16 protein-coding genes are annotated in these 17,854 nt (G+C 69.5%); all 16 read right to left on the bottom strand.

Annotated elements, in window-relative coordinates; genetic code table 11:
• Positions 1–27: 27 nt before the first annotated feature.
• The 16 genes from C7444_RS06095 to C7444_RS06020 all read right to left on the bottom strand — a co-directional run bounded on the left by C7444_RS06095 (position 28) and on the right by C7444_RS06020 (position 17,742).
• On the bottom strand, positions 28–1,161 hold the full coding sequence (locus tag C7444_RS06095) for an FAD-dependent oxidoreductase (protein WP_110399942.1): 1,134 nt from the start codon (positions 1,159–1,161) through the stop codon (positions 28–30).
• A 64-nt stretch (positions 1,162–1,225) separates the two neighbouring features.
• Complete coding sequence (locus C7444_RS06090) at positions 1,226–2,467, bottom strand: alpha/beta hydrolase family protein (RefSeq protein ID WP_110399941.1); 1,242 nt, start codon at positions 2,465–2,467, stop codon at positions 1,226–1,228.
• Between the two features lie 45 nt (positions 2,468–2,512).
• Entirely contained in the window at positions 2,513–2,869 is a 357-nt protein-coding gene (locus C7444_RS06085; RefSeq protein WP_110399940.1) for a Rieske (2Fe-2S) protein, read from the bottom strand.
• A 105-nt stretch (positions 2,870–2,974) separates the two neighbouring features.
• Positions 2,975–3,907 carry a VOC family protein gene (locus C7444_RS06080; RefSeq protein WP_110399939.1) on the bottom strand — a complete coding sequence of 311 codons (933 nt, stop codon included), beginning with the start codon at positions 3,905–3,907 and terminating at the stop codon, positions 2,975–2,977.
• A gap of 34 nt (positions 3,908–3,941) precedes the next feature.
• Positions 3,942–4,895: an NAD-dependent epimerase/dehydratase family protein gene (locus C7444_RS06075; protein ID WP_110399938.1), complete on the bottom strand. Its 954-nt coding sequence runs from the start codon at positions 4,893–4,895 to the stop codon at positions 3,942–3,944.
• 4 nt (positions 4,896–4,899) lie between these two features.
• Complete coding sequence (locus tag C7444_RS06070) at positions 4,900–6,753, bottom strand: phytoene desaturase family protein (RefSeq protein ID WP_110399937.1); 1,854 nt, start codon at positions 6,751–6,753, stop codon at positions 4,900–4,902.
• Entirely contained in the window at positions 6,754–7,743 is a 990-nt protein-coding gene (locus C7444_RS06065; RefSeq protein ID WP_110399936.1) for a fumarylacetoacetate hydrolase family protein, read from the bottom strand.
• 24 nt (positions 7,744–7,767) lie between these two features.
• Positions 7,768–8,532: an SDR family NAD(P)-dependent oxidoreductase gene (locus C7444_RS06060; RefSeq protein ID WP_110400056.1), complete on the bottom strand. Its 765-nt coding sequence runs from the start codon at positions 8,530–8,532 to the stop codon at positions 7,768–7,770.
• A gap of 327 nt (positions 8,533–8,859) precedes the next feature.
• The gene (gene hisD, locus C7444_RS06055; RefSeq protein ID WP_211317496.1) at positions 8,860–10,143 is read right to left on the bottom strand and encodes a histidinol dehydrogenase; all 1,284 of its coding nucleotides are present in this window, start codon (positions 10,141–10,143) and stop codon (positions 8,860–8,862) included.
• Between the two features lie 80 nt (positions 10,144–10,223).
• Positions 10,224–10,670, bottom strand: coding sequence for a VOC family protein (locus C7444_RS06050; RefSeq protein WP_211317495.1), 447 nt, complete (start codon positions 10,668–10,670; stop codon positions 10,224–10,226).
• 191 nt (positions 10,671–10,861) lie between these two features.
• On the bottom strand, positions 10,862–11,992 hold the full coding sequence (locus C7444_RS06045) for an FAD-dependent oxidoreductase (RefSeq protein WP_110399935.1): 1,131 nt from the start codon (positions 11,990–11,992) through the stop codon (positions 10,862–10,864).
• Between the two features lie 61 nt (positions 11,993–12,053).
• The gene (locus tag C7444_RS06040) at positions 12,054–12,407 is read right to left on the bottom strand and encodes a Rieske (2Fe-2S) protein (RefSeq protein ID WP_110399934.1); all 354 of its coding nucleotides are present in this window, start codon (positions 12,405–12,407) and stop codon (positions 12,054–12,056) included.
• Position 12,408: 1 nt separating this feature from the next.
• Positions 12,409–13,356, bottom strand: a complete 948-nt coding sequence (locus tag C7444_RS06035; RefSeq protein ID WP_110399933.1) for a VOC family protein — start codon at positions 13,354–13,356, stop codon at positions 12,409–12,411.
• A 90-nt stretch (positions 13,357–13,446) separates the two neighbouring features.
• Entirely contained in the window at positions 13,447–14,610 is a 1,164-nt protein-coding gene (locus C7444_RS06030) for an alpha/beta hydrolase family protein (RefSeq protein WP_110399932.1), read from the bottom strand.
• 45 nt (positions 14,611–14,655) lie between these two features.
• Positions 14,656–16,005 (bottom strand): DUF1329 domain-containing protein, encoded by a 1,350-nt coding sequence (locus tag C7444_RS06025; protein WP_110399931.1) that lies wholly within the window; start codon positions 16,003–16,005, stop codon positions 14,656–14,658.
• A 27-nt stretch (positions 16,006–16,032) separates the two neighbouring features.
• On the bottom strand, positions 16,033–17,742 hold the full coding sequence (locus C7444_RS06020) for a DUF1302 domain-containing protein (protein WP_170130650.1): 1,710 nt from the start codon (positions 17,740–17,742) through the stop codon (positions 16,033–16,035).
• Positions 17,743–17,854 lie beyond the last annotated feature (112 nt).

Raw genomic sequence — 17,854 nt, 5'->3', positions numbered from 1 at the left:
GGGCGCCCGGGGCCGGGCGGGGCAGGTTCACAGCGGGGCGCGCAGCTTCTCCTGGGCGTCGCGCATGACCAGGGTGTGCGCTTCCACCGAGCCGCCCTGCTGCTCGATCTGGCCCAGCCGGCCCGAGGCGCTGACCACCAGGCGGGCACGATCGTAGTGGCGTCCGGCGTAGGCCAGCAGCGCGCCTTCCAGGCTGTGGCGGCGGGCCAGCTCTTCGGCCAGCACGATGGCGCCTTCCATCGCGATGCCCGCGCCCGAGGCCAGGTGCGGCGTGGTGGCATGCACCGTGTCGCCCAGCAGCACGATGCGGCCGCGGTGCCAGGGGCCGTCGATCATGTGGCCGGCCAGCGGGCGGTACAGCAGCCGGGCGTCGCTCATCTCGCCGGCCAGCAGCGCGTCGCGGATCTGGCCGACCTGGCCGCCGAACTCCTGCAGCAGCTCGGCCAGCCGGGCGGGCCACTCGGCCGGCGGGATGAAGTCCATGCCGGCGCGCTTGTCCAGCACGAACAGATAGCACTCGGTGGCGCTGATCGGGTTCATGCCGGCCTTGGTGGTCCGGCCCATGTAGATGGTGCTGTTCTCGCGCAGGCGCGGCACCACCGCCCGCCACGAGCCCTGGCCGGTGAACTGCGGGCCGGGAAAGTCGGGCATCACCACCTGGCGCACCCTGGAGTTGACGCCGTCGGCGCCCACCACCAGGTCGTAGCGGCCGTGGCTGCCGTCGGTGAAGCGCACGTCCACGCCGTCGGCGTCCTGGTGCAGGCTGTCGAAGCTCAGGCCCAGGCGCACATTGGCGCCGGCGCGCTGGGTGGCGTGGCCCAGGATGTCGGCCAGCACCGGGCGCAGGATGCCGGCGGCGCAGGGCAGTTCTTCAGCGCCGTGGGCGGTGGCCATGGGCACGGTGCGGGTGAGCTGGCCCTGGGCATCGCAGATGTCGATGGCCGACCAGAAGCCGCCCTGGGCCAGCACCTCGTCGACCACCCCCACGGTGCGCAGCGCGCGCAGGCTGGGGCCGCTGATGGTGATGCCCGCGCCATCGGGCGCCCAGTCCGGGTTGATCTCGACCAGATCGACCTCGATGCCCTGCCTGGCGCACTGGATGGCGGCGCACATGCCGCCCACGCCGCCGCCGACGATCAGGACCTTGTTGATCAGTGCCATGTGGATGTCTCCTCGGGATGTGTCATGGAGCGGCCGACCACGGCGGTCGGGCCGCTGGGGGGCGTCACGCCACCGTGCCGCCGAGCTGCTCGGCCAGCCAGTCGGCGATCTGGTTGCCGGCGTTGTTCGGGTTGTCCAGCGAGCTGTGCTCGACGCCACCGGTGCTGGCGTCGAAGATGAACAGGTCCTTCTTCGGGCAGTTCACCAGCTGCTCGTAGGTCTGGTGGGCGTACTTCAGCGGGATCTGGCGGTCGCGCTCGCCGTGGGTGACGAGGAAGGGCACGCGGATCCTCTCGACCACGCCGTTGAGGTGCATGTGCTCGGCCTTGGCGAAGAAGTCGTCCAGGTCCCGGGCGCCGAAGACCCACTGCACGTGTTTCCAGTAGTGCGGCACCGGGTTCTCGCCCTCCCGATTCAGGCGCGCCTGCTGCACGGCACGCCAGTCGTGGTTGGCCCCCCAGACGGCGCCGCAGGCGAAGCGCGGCTCGAAGGCCACCGCACGCGGGCAGTAGTAGCCGCCCAGCGACACGCCCAGCGCGCCGATGCGCAGCGGGTCCACGTCGGGCCGCTGCACCAGCCAGTCCACCACCTTGGACGCCCAGACCTCGGTGTCGTGCACCGCCGGCAGGCCCTGCAGGCGCAGCGCCTCGCCGGTGCCGGGCTGGTCGATGAACAGCGCGCTCAGGCCACGGCGGGCGAACATCGTGCCCATCACGCTCTTGGCCAGCATTTCCTTGGTGGAATCCAGGCCGTTCATCACCACCACCAGCGGGGCCCGCTGGCCGGGTGCCAGGCCTTCGGCACGCACCAGCAGGCCAGAGAGGTGGACGCCGGCTGAGCGCCGGGCCGCCCCAAGCTCAGCGCTCCCCCTCGGGGGGGCGACATCGCTTGCGATGTCTTGGGGGCCAAGGTCGTAAGGAATCTCCACCCGTTCGCAGTTTTCGCGGCCGTGCTGGCGGGCCAGCGCGAACAGCTCCAGCGAGCGCTGGTACATCTGCAGCCGGGCCTCGAAACCGTGGGCCTGCATGCGTTCGGCAATGCCGTAGTACAGCGCGGCGCGGCCGAACTTTTCACCGGCCGAGAGGCGGTGGCCACGTTGCAGGTCGGCCTCGGCCAGGGTGATGAGCCGGTCGCCGCCGCCTTTCCAGGCTTCGTAAAACGCCAGGGTGCCGGGGTCGTCACCGGCCCGGGCGGCTTCCAGGATGGGGGCGCACATCGCGTCCACCTCGCCGACGTTGCCGCCGTGGGTCAGCGCGATCATCGTGGAGAGGCTCCACACGTAGTTGGTGGGGAAGTACTGGAACATCGGGTGGGTCCTGGAAGTCGGGGACGATGGGGGTCGAACGGGGCGTCAGTCGAAGACCGAGGGCAGGTCGGCGGAGATCCACACCTCGCCGTCGCGCACCTCGGCGGGCACCTTGAGCAGGTGAGCGCCGGTGCAGGGGCCGGCAAAGCAGTGGCCGCTGCGGATGTCGAAGTGCGCCGAGTGGGCGTAGCAGACGATGTGGCCGCCGTCGCCCGACAGGAACTGGTCCTGCCGGTACTCCAGCGGCCGGTGCTCGTGCGGGCAGTCGTTGAGCCAGACGAACACCTCGTCGCCCTGGCGCACCACGCAGAGCCTGTCCTCGAAGCCCTCGCGCAGCAGCCCGCGCGAGCCGCCGTCGGGCAGCTCGTCAAGCCGGCAGAGAAAGCGGGATTCGTGCGACATGGCCGAGAGTTGGATTCATCCAGCGACTGCCGCGGAACCGGCTTTGCCGGGCCGCTGGCAGTGCCCCCTTGAGGGGGCGTGCGAAGCGCGCAGGGGGTGGGGCATTTACTCGCCCGGGGCCCATTTCGGCAGCGCGCCGAACAGGAAGATCTGCGAGTTGTCCCTGCCCGGATCCATCTCGCGCGGCACCCAGGTCTGATCGTGCAGGTCCATGTCGGCGTCGACCTCCATCACCGCGCCGAAGGGGCTGTTGAAGTACCAGAAGTGGTTGCTGCCCATGATGTGGCGGCCCGGCCCCCAGAAGCTCTTGTAGCCCTTGTTGATGAAGTTCCAGCCGTGCTGCAGCACCTCGGCGCCAGAGCCCAGGTGGAAGGTGAAGTGGTTGCAGCCGACCATGTGATCGTTCTGGCGCTCGATCATGAACAGCGTGTGGTGGTCGAGCGTGCCGGCCGGGCGCATGAACGGGCCCAGGTGGTTGAAGCGGTCGGTCACCACGAAGCCCAGGCGGGCGTAGAAGGCCTCGGCGCGGGCCACGTCGGGCACGAAGTAGACGACGTGCGACAGGCTGCGCGGCTTGATGACTTCATCGGGGTCGGCGGCGCAGTCGTTGGGCGCGCGGCCGGGTGGCTGGCCGGGCACGTTGAAGCCGAGGAACCGGGCGCTGTAGGGCCGGCGCACCGTGACCTGGAAGCCGACGGCAAAACCGCCGTCGTCCATGCAGCGCAGCACGCCGTCCTCGCCCAGACTGACCTCACGCTCGGCGCTCAGGTGCTCGGTGAGCGCGGCCAGCGTCGCCGCATCGGCCACGCCGTAGACCGTCTCGCGCAGGCAGGGCGTGCGGGCGCCGGGCGGCAGCGGCGGCAGGCCGGGAAAGTCGGCCGGGCGCACGGTGATGCTGGTGCCGTCCAGCGCGGCCCAGACGCCACCACGGTCGGCGCTGTAGCTCACTTCGTCCAGGCCGTAGTCGAGCAGGTACTGGCGGGCGCCGGCGAGGTCGTCCACGCCGAAGACCAGGGTGTCGAGTCCGAGGATGTTCATGTCTTGTCTCCTTGAATGCCGTGCGGGCAGGCGCTCAGTGCGCCATCGCCCGGGTGATGAGCTGATCGATGTCGCCGTCGTGCCGCAGGCCCAGGGCCAGCGCCTCGGGCGTGGCCAGCGGCGGGTAGCGGGCGAACAGCTTCTCGATGGACGGATCGGGGGCGTAGGTGACCAGGCCGCGGCGGTCGTCGCCGAAGCGCCGTGCCAGCGCCTCGACCAGCTCGGCCACCGTCAGGCGCAGCACCGGCATCTGGTAGCTGCGGCGGGCGTTCAGGCGGGCCGGGTCCACGGTGGCGGCATGCAGCAGGTTGTCCACGCACGCTCCCACCGAGATCCACCAGGCCACACCCTCGGCGCTGACGGGCACGGTGATGGGCTCGCCAGCGGCCAGCTTCCAGAAGAGCTGGCTCATGAAGGCGCTCATCATCCCGGCGCCGTCGCCGGGGCGCGCCACCACGCCGGGCAGGCGCAGCGAGCAGCCCTGCACCCAGCCCTTGCGCGTGGCGTCGGCCACCAGGCATTCACCCGCCAGCTTGTGGGCGCCGTAGCTCAGGCCGGGGTTGGGCAGGGTCTGCTCGTCGACCTCGGGCGGCAGGTGTTCACCGTAGACGGCGATGGTGCTGGCGAAGATGAAGCGCGGCACCTGGCCATCGGCGGCCTGGGCGCGCAGGTCCTCGAGCAGGCCCAGCGTGGCTATCAGGTTGATCTCGCGGCCCAGCTCGTAGTGCTTCTCGGCCGCGCCGCCGGGCACGCTGGCCAGGTGGAAGACGGCGTCCACGCCCCCTTCGTTCGCCCGGGCGCGCACGGCAGGGTCGGCGATGCTGCCGGCGAGCTGGCGCACGCGGGCATCGGCGTGCGGCTCGGCAAAGCGCACGTCCATCAAGGTCAGGCGCGAAACGGGCTGGCCGCCCAGGCCCTCGCGCAGCAGGCGCTGCACGAGCACCTGGCCGACGAAACCTTCGGAGCCGGTGACGACGACATGGGTCATGGCATCAGTCCTTGGCGTCCGAGCGGAAGGGCAGCGAGGCCAGGAAGGCCAGCTTGCCCAGGCCCAGCAGCTTCAGGCCGGCCCGGGCGGACGAGGCATCGAGCCGGGCCTGCATCGGCATGGTGCCGAAGCTCTTGCCCTTGATGACCAGCTCGTCGCCGACCCGCTCGATGGCCTCGACGTGCATCAGCTCCTCGTTGGCGGCACCCCTGAGGACCATGCCGTCCTTCTTCGCGGCAGCCATCACGTTCGGGTTGGCGCTGTCCTGGCGGGCCCCGGCGGCCACGGACGTGAAGTCCATGCCCAGCGCCTCGAACATCTTGATGGCCGTGGCGCGGCCGGCGCCATAGACACCCCCGCCCGGGTGCTGCGACGGGCCGGCCAGGAACAGGCGATCGACCCCCGGCACGGTGTACTGGCCCAGGTCGGCCGTGGGCCGCGCACCCGCGCTCTGGTGGAAGTACGGCGCCACCCCGTGCAGGTCGCCACGTTTCATGCTGTTGGGGCTGGAGCGCTCCAGGTCCACCGGGCTGACGATGCTGCGCGCGATGATGTTGTCGGGGGTCAGGTTCTTGACGAACTTGCGGTAGTGGGCCAGCGAGAGATCGCCGATCTCCTCCTTGAACTCGTCCCAGTGCTGGCCGCTCCAGCGCTTGTCCGTCACCGTGTAGGGCGCGAAGGTGATGCCGTGGAACATGCCGGCGCCGGCCGGCACGCGGCTCTTGTCGCCGATGCTCTCGTCGCCGCCGGCGCACAGGCGGCGCTCGGTGATCAGGCCACGCTTCAAGTCATCGAAGTCGGCCAGCATCTCGTCGAGGCGGTCGGTGGCCATGAACTCCAGCATCGTGGCGTAGCCCACCTCCTCACCGGCGTGGTACTGGCAGTTCTCCTTGAGGTCGTAGTGGCTGACCATGATGGAGAACGGCGCGAGCTGGGCGCGCTCGGCCTTCTTCAGCACCGGCTCGGGCACACCGTCGACGAACTTGCGCACCACGTGCGGGTGGATGGCGCCGATCACCGCGTCGCGGGCCAGGATGCGTTCGCCGTCGGCCATGCGCACGCCGGTGGCGCGGCCGCCGCTGGTGAGGATCTGCGCCACCTCGGCGTTGCAGCGCACCTCGCCGCCGAAGCTCTCGATGCAGCGCACCAGCGACTCGGTGAGCTTGCCGCTGCCGCCCACCGGCTGGCTGACGCCATAGGTGTGGATGATGCCGGGCATCAGCAGCACGCCCATGCCGGTGCCCAGCTCGTTGGGCGCCTGCAGGTTCTCGCTGACCAGGCGCAGCAGGTGGATCTTGATCTTGTCGTTTTCGTACAGGTCGTTGACCAGGCTCAGGCAGTCCCGGGTCATGTACTCCAGCATCAGCCGGCCTTCGTCGCTGCGGTCGAGCATCGCGACGAGCTCGCCCAGCGGCGGCGGCGGGCTGTACAGGCCGGGCATGAAGACCTTCAGGATCTCGGAACTCATCTTGACGAAGTTCCGGTAGGTCTCGGCGTCCTTGGGGCTGACCTTGGCAAAACACTCGCAGGTCTTGTCCAGGTCCTTGTAGGTGAACAGCACCGACTGGTCCGGGAAGATGGTCGCGTGCGGCACCGGCGAGTAGTGGTAGTCCAGCCCGTGCTGGCTCAGCAGGCCCAGCTCGTCCTGGCGCAGCATCGGGTTGCCCTGGATCATGATGTGCACGCTGCTGTGCTCGTCATGCCAGTAGCCCGGCGTGTTGAGCTGGCGGGTGGACACGCCACCGCCCGGGTAGGACTTGCGCTCCAGCACCAGCACCTTCTTGCCGGCCTTGGCCAGGTAGGCGGCGGCGACCAGGCCGTTGTGGCCGGCCCCCATGGCAACGATGTCGTAGGTCATTTACTGCTCTGCCTTGAAGGGAACGAACTGGTGGTCCACCGCGCCGAAGATGCTCTGGCCGTCGGCGCCGAACACCTCGAAGCGCAGCCGGTCGCCCAGTTGCAGGAAGGGGGTGATGGAGTCGCCGGTGCTGATCTTCTCCAGCGCGCGCTTCTCGGCCAGGCAGGCCGAGCCCACGGTGCGGGCGGCCTGGTTGGACACCGTGCCGGTGCCCAGGATGGTGCCGGCGCGCAGGTTGCGGTTCAGGCCCAGGCGCGCCAGCAGCTCGCCGAAGCTCCAGTCCATCTCGCGGCCGTTGGGCTCGCCGAACCACTGGCCGTTGCGGCTGACGTTCATGTCCAGGTGGATGCGACCGTCGGCGCCCCAGCCCTCGCCCAGCTCGTCGGGGGTGACGGCGACCGGGCCGAACACCGTGGCCGGCTTGGCGTTGATGAAGCCGAAGCCCATCTGCAGCTCGCGGAACAGGTGGGCGCGCATGCTGACGTCGTTCAAGATCATCACCAGCCGGATCCTGCTGGCGCACACCTCGGGCGTGCTGGCCATCGGCGTGTCGTCGACGATGACGGCGAACTCACCCTCGAAGTCGCCGTGGTCGGCCTCCACCAGCGGGTAGTCGTCGCAGGGGCCCCAGAAGTCGTCGCTCTGGCGCTGCACCAGCACCGGGATGCCGGGCGTCTTCTTCACGGAGAGCTGGTAGGCCTCTTCCATGATGTTGCCGTGGTTCAGGAAGGCCGAGGCGTCGACGAACTGGTGGGTGCGCGGCAGCGGCGACATGGCCTGCGCCGGATCGAAGGGAAAGTCGTTGAGCGCCGTGCCGGCATTGAGCAGCTCGTAGATGGATTGCACGCCGGGCGCCAGGTCGTCCCAGTGCTCGATGAGCTGCTGCAGGGTGGCGGCCACGGGGGCGGCGTCGATGGCGCGCGTCAGGTCGCGCGAGACGACGACCAGGCGGCCGTCGCGCGTGCCGTTCTTCAGGGTGGCGAGTTTCAAGCGTGTCTCCTCGGGGTTCGGTGCTCAGGCCAGCGGCCGGCCACCATCGACGGGAATGACCGCGCCGGTGGTGAAGGTGAGGTGGGTGGCCGCGGCCACGACGGCGGCGGCCACCTCTTCGGGCAGGGCCAGGCGCTGCAGCGGGGTGCGGCCGGCCTGTTCGTCGCGCCAGCCCACGTCCATGCTTTTCACGAACTCGGTGTCGGCCAGGCCGGGCGAGACGCTGAGCACCCGCACCGCGGGGGCCAGCGCGCGGGCCAGGGACTTGGTCAGGTTGTCCACCGCGGCCTTGCTGGCGCAGTAGGCGATGTTGCTGCCCATGGCGGTGACCGCGGCGATGGACGAGATGTTGACGACGAGGCCGGTGCCGCCCTCGGTGCGCGGCGCGGCGAGCAGGGGCCTGAGCGCCCGCACGGCGGCGATGGGGCCGCGCACGTTGGTGGCCAGGATCTGGTCGATCAGCGCATCGTCGAGCGCGTCGAGGTCGCCGTGGGGCACGAAGCGGGTGGTGCCGGCGCAGTTGACGAGCAGGTCGCAGCGGCCGTAGCGCCGGCCGACCTCGACCGCCAGCGCGGCCAGGGCCGCCGAGTCGGTGACGGGGCACCGGAGGGCGGCATGCGGCAGCGCGGCGGGAGGCAGCCGGCCGGCCAGCGCGCGCGCCGGGCCTTCGGAGCTGTGGTAGCCCACCACCACCGCACAGCCGGCCTGGGCCAGGCCGATGCAGATGGCTTCACCGAGGCCGCCGGCACCGCCGGTGACGACGGCGACTTGTCCGTTGAGTGAGTTCATGGTCTGGTCGTGCAAAGGTTGAGGCGGGCAGCGTGACAGGGGGGAGTGGCTCCGCTCATGTCCCCCGCTGATGGCCTGAAGGCCATCAGCTCCTCCTTTACTTCGCTGCGCCACTCCCCCCTGCCCCGCCGCCAACCACCGTTGGCGGACTGTCTCGGCCCGCAGTGCGATGCCGTGTGAAGGGCGGGAGACCGGGGGATCCGGTGCAGCGAAGTAAAGGGGGAGACGACAGCCGCAGGCTGGCGGCGGAGGACATGAGCGGAACCGGATCCCCCGGTCTCCCGACCACGCGCCCACCATGGCCAGCCTGCAACCGTCCACATCACCTCAGGCCTTCTTCAGCCGGCGCACGCGGATGTCCGCCTGCTCCTTGTGGCCGCTCATGTGCTCGTAGCCGCACAGGCGCGAGCAGTATTCGCCCACCATCACGCTGGCCTCGTCGGTCAGCACGCGCTGGTAGGTGTGGGTCTTGATGAACTTGCCCACCCACAGCCCGCCGGTGTAGCGGCCCGCCCCCTGCGTGGGCAGCGTGTGGTTGGTGCCGATCACCTTGTCGCCGTAGCTGACGTTGGTGCGGGCGCCGAGGAACAGGCCGCCGTAGTTGCTCATGCGCTGCAGGAACCAGTCCGGGTCGCGGGTCATCACCTGCACGTGCTCGGAGCACAGGCGCTCGGACTCGGCCAGCATCTCCTCGTCGGTGTCGCACAGGATGATCTCGCCGTAGTCGCGCCAGGACACGCTGGCGATGGGCGCGGTGTCCAGGCGAGCCAGCACCTTGTCGATGGCGGCGGGCAGCTGCTCAGCGATCGTCTTGCTGGTGGTGAGGCAGTAGGCCGGGCTGGTCGGTCCGTGCTCGGCCTGACCCAGCAGGTCGACCGCCACGAGTTCGGCGTCCACCGTGTCGTCGCAGATCACCATGGTTTCGGTCGGGCCGGCGAACAGGTCGATGCCCACGCGGCCGAACAGCTGGCGCTTGGCCTCGGCCACATAGGCGTTGCCCGGGCCGACGATCATGTCCACGCCCTTGATGCTTTGGGTGCCAATCGCCATGGCGGCCACGGCCTGCACGCCGCCCAGGCAGTAGATCTCGTCGGCGCCGGCCAGGTGCATGGCCGCGACGATCTCGGGGCAGGGCGCGCCGTCGAACGGCGGGGCGCAGGCGATGATGCGCTTCACGCCCGCCACCTTGGCGGTCAGCACGCTCATGTGGGCCGAGGCGATCAGCGGGTACTTGCCGCCAGGGATGTAGCAGCCCACCGAGTTCATCGGGATGTTGCGGTGGCCGAGCACGACACCGGGCAGCGTCTCCACTTCCACGTCCTTCATCGAATCGCGCTGGATCTGGGCGAAGTTGCGGATCTGGGCCTGGGCGAACTGGATGTCTTCCAGCGTCTGCGGCGACAGCTTGGCGATGCAGGCATCGATCTGTGCTTGCGACAGGCGGAAGCTCTCGGGCGACCACTTGTCGAACTTGACGGAGCAGTCGCGCACGGCCTCGTCACCGCGCTTTTCGATGTCGGCCAGGATGCCTTCGACGGTGGCACGCACCTGGGCGTTGATGTCGGCCTTGAACTGCGCCGGCTTGCCGGCCTTGATGATCTGGATGGTCACGGGGATAACTCCGGAAGAAACGGGGACTGGAATCGTCGGTGCGGGCTGCACGGGCCGCCCTGCCTGGGTGAACCCGCCGCTCACGCCGCCACGGGGCGCGACTCGAAGGGCTGGAGGAACTCGATCAGGTTGCCGGCGCAGTCGCGCACGAAGGCCGTGGGGTTGCCCGCCACCGTCAGCTCGAAGGCGATGTCGGCACCGGCCGCGCGCAGCGCCGCCATCGCCGCCGGCACGTCCGGCACCTCGAAGCACATGTGCTTGTTGCCATGGGTCTTCAGGTCGAGGTTGGGCACGCGGCGTGCGTCGGGCAGCGGCGCGGCGCCCTCGACCTGGAAGATCTCGATGCGGAAGGGGCCGCGCCGCACGAAGGCGATGTGGGCCGGGATCTTGTCGATGAACAGCCGCTCCTCGAGCGAGAAGCCGAGCATGCGCTCATACCAGAGCAGCGCGGCATCGAGGTCGGGCACGCTGATGCCGAAGTGGTGCGGCCGCAGCGGACCCACGGCGCAGGTGAGCGATTCAGTCATCGGGTCGGTCTCCGTCGGCACCGTCGGGACGCGGGCCTGTCGTTTGGGAATTGACGGATGCTAATCAGACCAAGTGTTCGAGAAAATCAATTGTTTTTGAAACGGGCTGTTGATTTCATCAACAGGTCAGACCCCGCACCGCCGCCGGCCGACGGGTGGATGCCGCCGGGCCGCAGCGGGGCCGGCGACGCTCAGATCGGCTGGGTCAGGGCCAGCAGCGAGTCACGCATGATCTGCGCGTGCTCGGCCTTGTCGCCGCCGTCGATCTCGATCTTGCACAGGCGCTCGGAGTTCTTGACCACCATGCGGCAGCGCTCGAAGCGGCGGGCGTGGAAGGCGTCGAGCGCGGCTTGCAGGTCGCTGTGGCGGCCCAGCTCTTCACCCAGCACGATGCCGCTCTCGATGCCGATGCCGGCGCCCGAGGCCAGGTGCGGCGTGGTGGCGGCCACGGTGTCGCCGATCAGCACCACGCGGCCGCGGTTCCACGGTGCCGGCACCAGCAGGTTGGCCAGCGGGCGGTAGTCGATGGCGGCTTCGGGCAGGTCCATCTGCGGGATCAGGTCCTGCACCAGCGGGTGGGAAAAAGGCGCCAGCAGGCCCTTGACCACGGCCGGCCAGGTGGCGGGGTCGATGTGTTCCTTGGTGGGCCGGTCTTCGGTGATGTAGACGTACATCTGCGTGGCCGACACCGGGTTGACGCCGCACTTGATGTGCTGGCCGAACCACATGGCACCACGCTCCAGGCCTTCAGGCCGGCGGGCCACGGCGCGCCACACGCCTTGGCCGATGTACTGCAGCGGCGGCACTTCGGGCATCAGGCGGTCACGCAGCTTGGAGTGCACGCCGTCGGCGCCCACCACCAGGTCGTAGCTGCGGCGCTGGCCATCGCTGAACTGCACATGCACCTGGTCGTCGGATTGCTCCAGGTCAGTCCAGGTCTGGCCCAGGGTGACGTTCACGCCAGCGGCGCGGGTGGCGTCGGCCAGGATGCGCGCCATCACCGGACGCAGGATGCCACCGGTGTCGGCCACGCTGGAACCCATCACCGGCGGAGTGCGCAGCGTGGTCAGGTGCTGGCCCGATTGGGTGTAGAGGTCCAGACCTGAGGTGGGGGCCCCGGCGGCGGCGATTTGCGGGTACACGCCCAGGGTTTCCAGCGCGCGCAGCGTGGCACCGCTGACAGTGATGCCGGCGCCCAACGGGCACCAGGAGGCGTCTTGCTCCAGCAGGTCCACGGCGATGCCGGCGCGCTGCAGGGTGATGGCGGCGGCCATGCCGGAGAAACCTCCGCCGACCACCAGGGCGTTCTTGATTGCGGTCATGGTGAGTTCCTTGTCTCTTGGGTGGTTGTGGGTGAGGTAGCCAGGGGTGGGCGGTAGCGGTTCAGCGGGCCGGTGCTGGTGTCAGGCGCACTTGGCCGGCCTCGTCCACCCACAGGGGCACGCGCTGCAGGTGCTGGCCCTGGCAGGGGCCTTGCACGCACAAGCCGGTGTCGGGTTCAAAGCGGGCGCCGTGCGCGTGGCACATTACCTGCTGGCCATCGGCGCTGAGGTAGGCGTGGCGGCGCCAGGCCATCGGCGCGCCGGCCACATGCGGGCAGGCATTGCGCCACGCATGCAGCTGGCCCTGGTGGCGCACCAGGAAGAACTGGTCCTGTCCATCGCCCGCCAGGTCGAAGCCCCGGGCCTGGCCATCGGCCAGCTCGTCCACGCGGCACAGCACGGTGGGCTCGGCCATGTCAGGCGGCGTAGTCGCCGTCATGCGAGGTGCCGGGGCCGGGCATCCACTTGTCGCGCCGGCGCAGCAAGAAGGCTTGCGAGGCGTCGGCACTGATGGAGGTGTTGCGCGGGGTCCAGGTGTTGTCGTGCAGGTCCATGTCGGCGTCCATCTCCACATGGCAGCCCAGCGGGCTGTTGAAGTACCAGAACCAGTTGGAGCCAAAGATGTGGCGGCCCGGCCCCCAGAAGGCCTGGTAGCCGGCTTCGATGAAGCGGTTGCCGTTCTGAATCACCTCGGTGGGCCCACCGAAGTGGAAAGTGAAGTGCTCCACGCCCTGCATGAAGGCAGGCGCGCCGATCAGGAAGTGGCTGTGGTGCTCCAGCGAGCCAGCGGGCTGCATGAAGGGACCCACGCCGTCAAAGCGGTCGGTCACCCGATAGCCCAGGCGCTGGGTGTAGAAGGCTTCGGCCTTGGCCACATCGGGCACAAAGTAGACGATGTGCGACAAGGCCCGAGGCTGGATGCGACCCCGCCCGGCCACCACGCCCAGCTGGTTGGCCGCCCGCTGGATGGGCGAGCCCGGTGCGTTGGAGACCTCACCCAACAGGTGCAGCGGCTTGCGCTGGCTGATCTGGAAGCCGATGGCAAAGCCGGAGTCGTCCACGCTCTCGATGCTGCCGTCGGGCAGGCGCTTGACCTCGCGGTCGCGGCCCAGCTCTTCGGCAATGGCTTGCAAGGTGGCGGCGTCGGCCACGCCCAGCACGGTTTTGCGCAGCGGGCAGCCTTGGGGCGCGTCGGGCAGACCGGCCATGCTGGCCGGGCGCAGCACCACGCCGCTGCCGTCCAGGGCTTCCAGGCGGTCGGGGTCGTGCTCAGAAGGTTCCAGGCCGTAGTCCAGCAGGTACTGGCGGCAGCCGGCCAGGTCTTCCACGCCGAAGACCAGGGTCTCCAGTCCGGTGATGTTCATGGTGGGGGTCCTCGTGAAAGCGCAATGGGGTGGAAAGGGGGCGGAAAGGGGAGGAGGGGGGCGGAGCGCGTGCTCAGACGGAAAGCGCGCTCAGGCGGTGCGCCCGCCCAGGGTTTCGGCCACCCAGTCGGCGATGCAGGCGCCGGCATTGGCCGAGTTGTCAAAGCTGGAGTGCTGAACGCCGCCTTCGCGGTCGGTGAAGACCTTCAGTTCGCGCTTCGGGCTGTTGACCAGCTGCTCGTAGGTGCGGTGGGCCCACTTCAGCGGGATCTGGCTGTCCTTCTCGCCGTGGGTGACGAGGAAGGGCACGCGGATCTTCTCGACCACGCCGTCGAGGTGCACGTTCTCGGCGATGCGCATGAAGTCGTCCATGTCCTTGGCGCCCCAGACCCAGCAGACATGCGCCCAGTAGTGCGGCACGGGGAAGTTGCCTTCCTTCTCCAGCCGGCGCTTCTGCACATCGCGCCAGTCGTGGTTGGCGCCCCAGACCACGCCGCAGGCAAAGCGCGGCTCGAAGGCCACGGCGCGCGGGCAGTAGTAGCCGCCCAGCGACACGCCTTCGCAGCCGATGCGCTTCGGATCCACCTCGTCGTGCTGTTCCAGCCAGTCCACCACGCGGCTGGCCCAGTGTTCCGAGTCGAAGCGGGCGGTCAGGCCGTGCAGGCGCAGGGCCTCGCCGGTGCCCGGCTGGTCGATGACCAGCGAGGACACGCCGCGCTGAGCCAGCCAGCGGGGCAGACCGACGCGGTACTTCATCTCCTTGGTCGAATCCAGGCCGTTGACCTGCACCAGCAGCGGAGCACGCTGGCCAGGCGGCAGGCCTTCGGCCCGCACGTACAGGCCCGAGATCACCTTTCCTTCATAAGGGATCTCGACACGCTGGCAGTTCTCGTGGCTCAGCCGGAGGCCCTGGGCGAACAGGTCCAGGAAGCGCTGATACAGCGCGGCCCGGCCCGGCGCGCCATGGGCCTGCAGGCGCTCGGCCGTCAGCAGGTAGGTGGCGGCACGGCTGCGCTTGTCGCCGGCCGAGATCAGGCACCCGGCCTGCTCATCCTCCGTCGCCAGCTCGCACAGCTGGTCGGCCATGTGCACCCAGGTTTCACGGAAGGCACGGGTGCCCTCTGCGTCCGGGGCCTTGGCCGCCTCTTGCAGCGGTGAGCACATGGCTTCGATCTCGCCAATCTTGGCGCCCATCTCGATGGCCAGATCGACCGAGAGGTTCCAGACGTAGTTGGTGGGGAAGTACTTGAACATGCCAGGAGGGCTTTCTTGAGTCAGCTCAAAGGGTGGGAAAAAGGGTCAGCGCACGCTCTCGCCGGCCAGGGCGTCGGGCGTGAAGGTGCTGTCGGGGAAACGGGGCTTCACCACGTACTGGCCGCCCTTGGCGTTGTAGAGGTTGCCGGCGAAGCCCGAGCCCGAGATCAGGTCGGTGAAGCCGAAGGCGCCGATGACGGTGCCCGGCAGGTCCGGCGCCACCAGGGTCTGCGACCACAGCGTCTTCCACAGCTGGCCGTTGGCGTCCCAGCGGTCGGCCAGCACGCAAGCCCAGGTGTCCTCGTCGCAGTAGTAGCGGCTCCTGGGCGCCTGGTGGCGCTGGCCGGCGCGCAGCGTGGCTTCCACCACCCACACGCGGTGCAGTTCCCAGCGCACGTGGTCGGGGTTCAGGTGCACGCCGGTGATGACCTCGGCGTCGGTCTTGGGCTGCAGCAGCTTGTTGCCGTTGTAGGGGATGAACATCTCCTTCCTGCCCAGCAGCTTCCAGTCGAAGCGGTCGATGCGGCCGGTCCAGGTCTCGATCTCGTCAAAGCTCATCACGCCGGCGGCCGACGGGGTGGGCGTGTCGCAGCAGGGGTTGGGCAGCTTGCGCACGCGGCGCTGGCCGGTCAGGTAGACCCAGGCCTGGTCCTTGGCGCCATCGATCTGGTTGCGGCCCACGATGGCCTCGCCCGCACGCAGCGGCGGGCCCTGGTTCTTCAGGCGGATCATCCAGAACTCGTTGCTCTCGGCCAGCTTCTCGGCCGAGCTGTCCTGGAAGTAGTAGGGCAGCTGCTGCTCGATCACGCCGTCGGTGGTCAGCACCGAACGGCCGTCGCTGGTCAGCTGGTACTGGTTGATATTGAGTTGCACGCTGGTGCCGCGCCAGCGCAGCATGTGGTTCCACATCACTTCGGCGCCGGTCTTGGCCACCGGGAAGGGCACGCCGCCAAAGGCGCCCTGCGGCACATCGCCCTTCAGGCTGGCGCGGGTGGCGTTCTTGAAGGTGTTGTCGTACACCCATTGAGGCGCGGCAGCGGTGCGGTGGGTCTTGTACACATCGACACGGAAGCCGGGGGACTTCTTCAGCATCGCCTGGGTGCCGTCGGTCAGCTTGTCGGCATGGCTGGCGGCGTTGGCGGCGGTGATGCTGAACAGCGGTTTCTCGTCCTTGAACGGGTCGCCACGGCGGCCGCCGGGCTTGTCGCCCGGGATGGCCGTGGTGTGGCCACCGGTCCAGGCCGGGATGCTGCCGTCCTTGTTGCCGGCTTTCTCGGCCCCCAGCGGGGTCAGGTCGGACTTCAGGCGGGCGGCCTCGTCGGCGCTGACGGCGGCACCGGCCGAGGCGGTGGCCAGCGCCAGGGCGCCGGTGATCAGGAGAGGGCGGATCGTCATGGCAGTGCTTCCAGGCAAGGTTCGGATTCAGAAGGTGCGGCGCAGGCTCAGGGCCAGGTGGTCGCGGTCGGCCAGGGCGTTGCCACGGCCGAAGATGGGTTGTCCCCCGCTGGCGGCGGGGCGGTAGTCGACAAAAGGCACGGCATCACCCAGGTAGTGGGTGTAGGTGACGGCGAACTGCCAGGTGTTGGCGACGTTGCCCTCCAGGCCCAGCGTCAGCATGCCGTTGCCGCGGGCATCCCAGGCGGTGACCGAGGAGGCCCCGTCCAGCGTGTAGCGCAGGCCCACCGGCACGCTCAGGTCCACGCCCGGCAGGGCCTGCCGGTAGCTGGGCGTGTAGACCAGCTGCAGCGCGGTGGCATCCCGGGTGCGGCCGTGCCCGGCCGTGATCGTGCGGTCGGGATCGTCGACGCTGAGCAGGCGGTTCCAGGCCAGCTCGGCCACCAGGGTCGACTCCTGCGCCAGCAGGCCGGGGCCGAAGGTGGCCAGCGTGGACAGGTTCAGGTGCGCGGTACGGCCGGTGGCATGGCGCGGCCGGGCCTGGCCGGGATAGAAGCCGTACAGGTGGTTGCTGACGATGTGCAGCGGCATGCCGTCGCGCACCGAGGCCTCGCCGGCCAGGTTGAAGTCACCCAGCGACGTGGAGAAGCTGGCTCCGGCCACCTTGATGGCCTCCGGGAAGACGTAGAACCACTGGCCGCCGCTGTCGGCCTGTGCCCCCGGCAGCGTCGCCAGCCGGCCGTAGAGCTGGCCGCCCTTGTCGTGGTAGCGGGCGACGTAGAAGCCCAGGTCGCTCTCGTCCAGGCGCCACTTCAGCTGCATGCCGAACTGGCCGCTGTCGCTCGGCCGCTGGTCCTCGCCGGCGGCCAGCAGGTAGTTGGTGAGCACCGCGTGGGTGGTGGCGTCGCTGATGCCCACGCGCTCGGACTGGCTCGAGCCCCAGGGGATGTTGGCACTGGAGAAGTAGCTGCCCGCCGACGGCAGGCGGTCGGACTCCCACTGGAACTGCAGGTAGCCGCCCAGCGACAGCGTGGGCGAGAGCTGCCACTGCGCCGACAGCTGCGGCACCGGTCGCACGATCTCCTTGAACTGCGCGTTGGGCGAAGCCAGCAGCTTGTCGATGTCGATCGGTCCCTGGGCGCGGGCCACGCCGTTGTCGCCGAAGAACAGGCTCTCGCCGTACTGCAGCGCATGGCGGCCCAGGCGGGTGGTGACCTTGGCGCCGCCGTCGAGCGGCCAGCCGCCGAAGACGAAGGCATCCAGCACCTCGCCATCACGCCCCGAGAGGCGCCGGGTGCGGGCCGGGAACTCGTTGTGGGGGGTCTGGCCGATGGTCGCGTCGTTGTCGGCCCGGGTCCTGCCGTGCAGCTTGGCGTCGTACCAGGCCGCCGCGCTGAGCCGCACCCCGAAGTCCTGGCGCCAGATGGCATCCAGCTCGGTCAGCAGGTCCAGGCGCTCCGAGACGATGCCGCGCTTCTGGAAGTTCTGGTCGCCGGCGTTGAAGTTCAGCGCCTGCGGAAAGGCCGAGGCCGCCACCCCAGGCACCAGCTGGCGGAACGAATCCCGCAGCGCCGGGTCGGCCGCTTCGGTGCGGACCTTGGTGCTCAGCCGCACGCCGGTGTCCCAGCGCACGGACCAGTCTTCACTGCCGGTGTCGATCTCGAAGGCGTGGGCGCCGCCGGCCAGCAGGGCGGCCAGGGCCAGCAGGTGGCGGCGGGGTCGGGGATGGCTTGTCATGCTCGCTTGTCTCCTGTGCGGTGCGGTCGGCCCGATCCGCGCTCTGCCGGCAAGGCTGCGCCCGCGCCCCGGCGCCACGTCAGGTGGCACAGGCGCTGCAGGGCCGTCGTGC

The sequence above is a fragment of the Sphaerotilus hippei genome, from assembly GCF_003201595.1.
Classification (GTDB): domain Bacteria; phylum Pseudomonadota; class Gammaproteobacteria; order Burkholderiales; family Burkholderiaceae_C; genus Sphaerotilus; species Sphaerotilus hippei.
Note: the sequence above shows the minus strand (reverse complement) of the source record. Positions and strands in the feature narration are given on the sequence as shown.

Excerpts from the sequence above, each read along its gene's own strand:
- C7444_RS06095 (WP_110399942.1), bottom strand. The coding sequence starts at position 1,161 with ATGGCACTGATCAACAAGGTCCTGATCGTCGGCGGCGGCGTGGGCGGC.
- C7444_RS06090 (WP_110399941.1), bottom strand. The coding sequence starts at position 2,467 with ATGTTCCAGTACTTCCCCACCAACTACGTGTGGAGCCTCTCCACGATG.
- C7444_RS06085 (WP_110399940.1), bottom strand. The coding sequence starts at position 2,869 with ATGTCGCACGAATCCCGCTTTCTCTGCCGGCTTGACGAGCTGCCCGAC.
- C7444_RS06080 (WP_110399939.1), bottom strand. The coding sequence starts at position 3,907 with ATGAACATCCTCGGACTCGACACCCTGGTCTTCGGCGTGGACGACCTC.
- C7444_RS06075 (WP_110399938.1), bottom strand. The coding sequence starts at position 4,895 with ATGACCCATGTCGTCGTCACCGGCTCCGAAGGTTTCGTCGGCCAGGTG.
- C7444_RS06070 (WP_110399937.1), bottom strand. The coding sequence starts at position 6,753 with ATGACCTACGACATCGTTGCCATGGGGGCCGGCCACAACGGCCTGGTC.
- C7444_RS06060 (WP_110400056.1), bottom strand. The coding sequence starts at position 8,532 with ATGAACTCACTCAACGGACAAGTCGCCGTCGTCACCGGCGGTGCCGGC.
- C7444_RS06050 (WP_211317495.1), bottom strand. The coding sequence starts at position 10,670 with ATGACTGAATCGCTCACCTGCGCCGTGGGTCCGCTGCGGCCGCACCAC.
- C7444_RS06045 (WP_110399935.1), bottom strand. The coding sequence starts at position 11,992 with ATGACCGCAATCAAGAACGCCCTGGTGGTCGGCGGAGGTTTCTCCGGC.
- C7444_RS06040 (WP_110399934.1), bottom strand. The coding sequence starts at position 12,407 with ATGGCCGAGCCCACCGTGCTGTGCCGCGTGGACGAGCTGGCCGATGGC.
- C7444_RS06035 (WP_110399933.1), bottom strand. The coding sequence starts at position 13,356 with ATGAACATCACCGGACTGGAGACCCTGGTCTTCGGCGTGGAAGACCTG.
- C7444_RS06030 (WP_110399932.1), bottom strand. The coding sequence starts at position 14,610 with ATGTTCAAGTACTTCCCCACCAACTACGTCTGGAACCTCTCGGTCGAT.
- C7444_RS06025 (WP_110399931.1), bottom strand. The coding sequence starts at position 16,005 with ATGACGATCCGCCCTCTCCTGATCACCGGCGCCCTGGCGCTGGCCACC.
- C7444_RS06020 (WP_170130650.1), bottom strand. The coding sequence starts at position 17,742 with ATGACAAGCCATCCCCGACCCCGCCGCCACCTGCTGGCCCTGGCCGCC.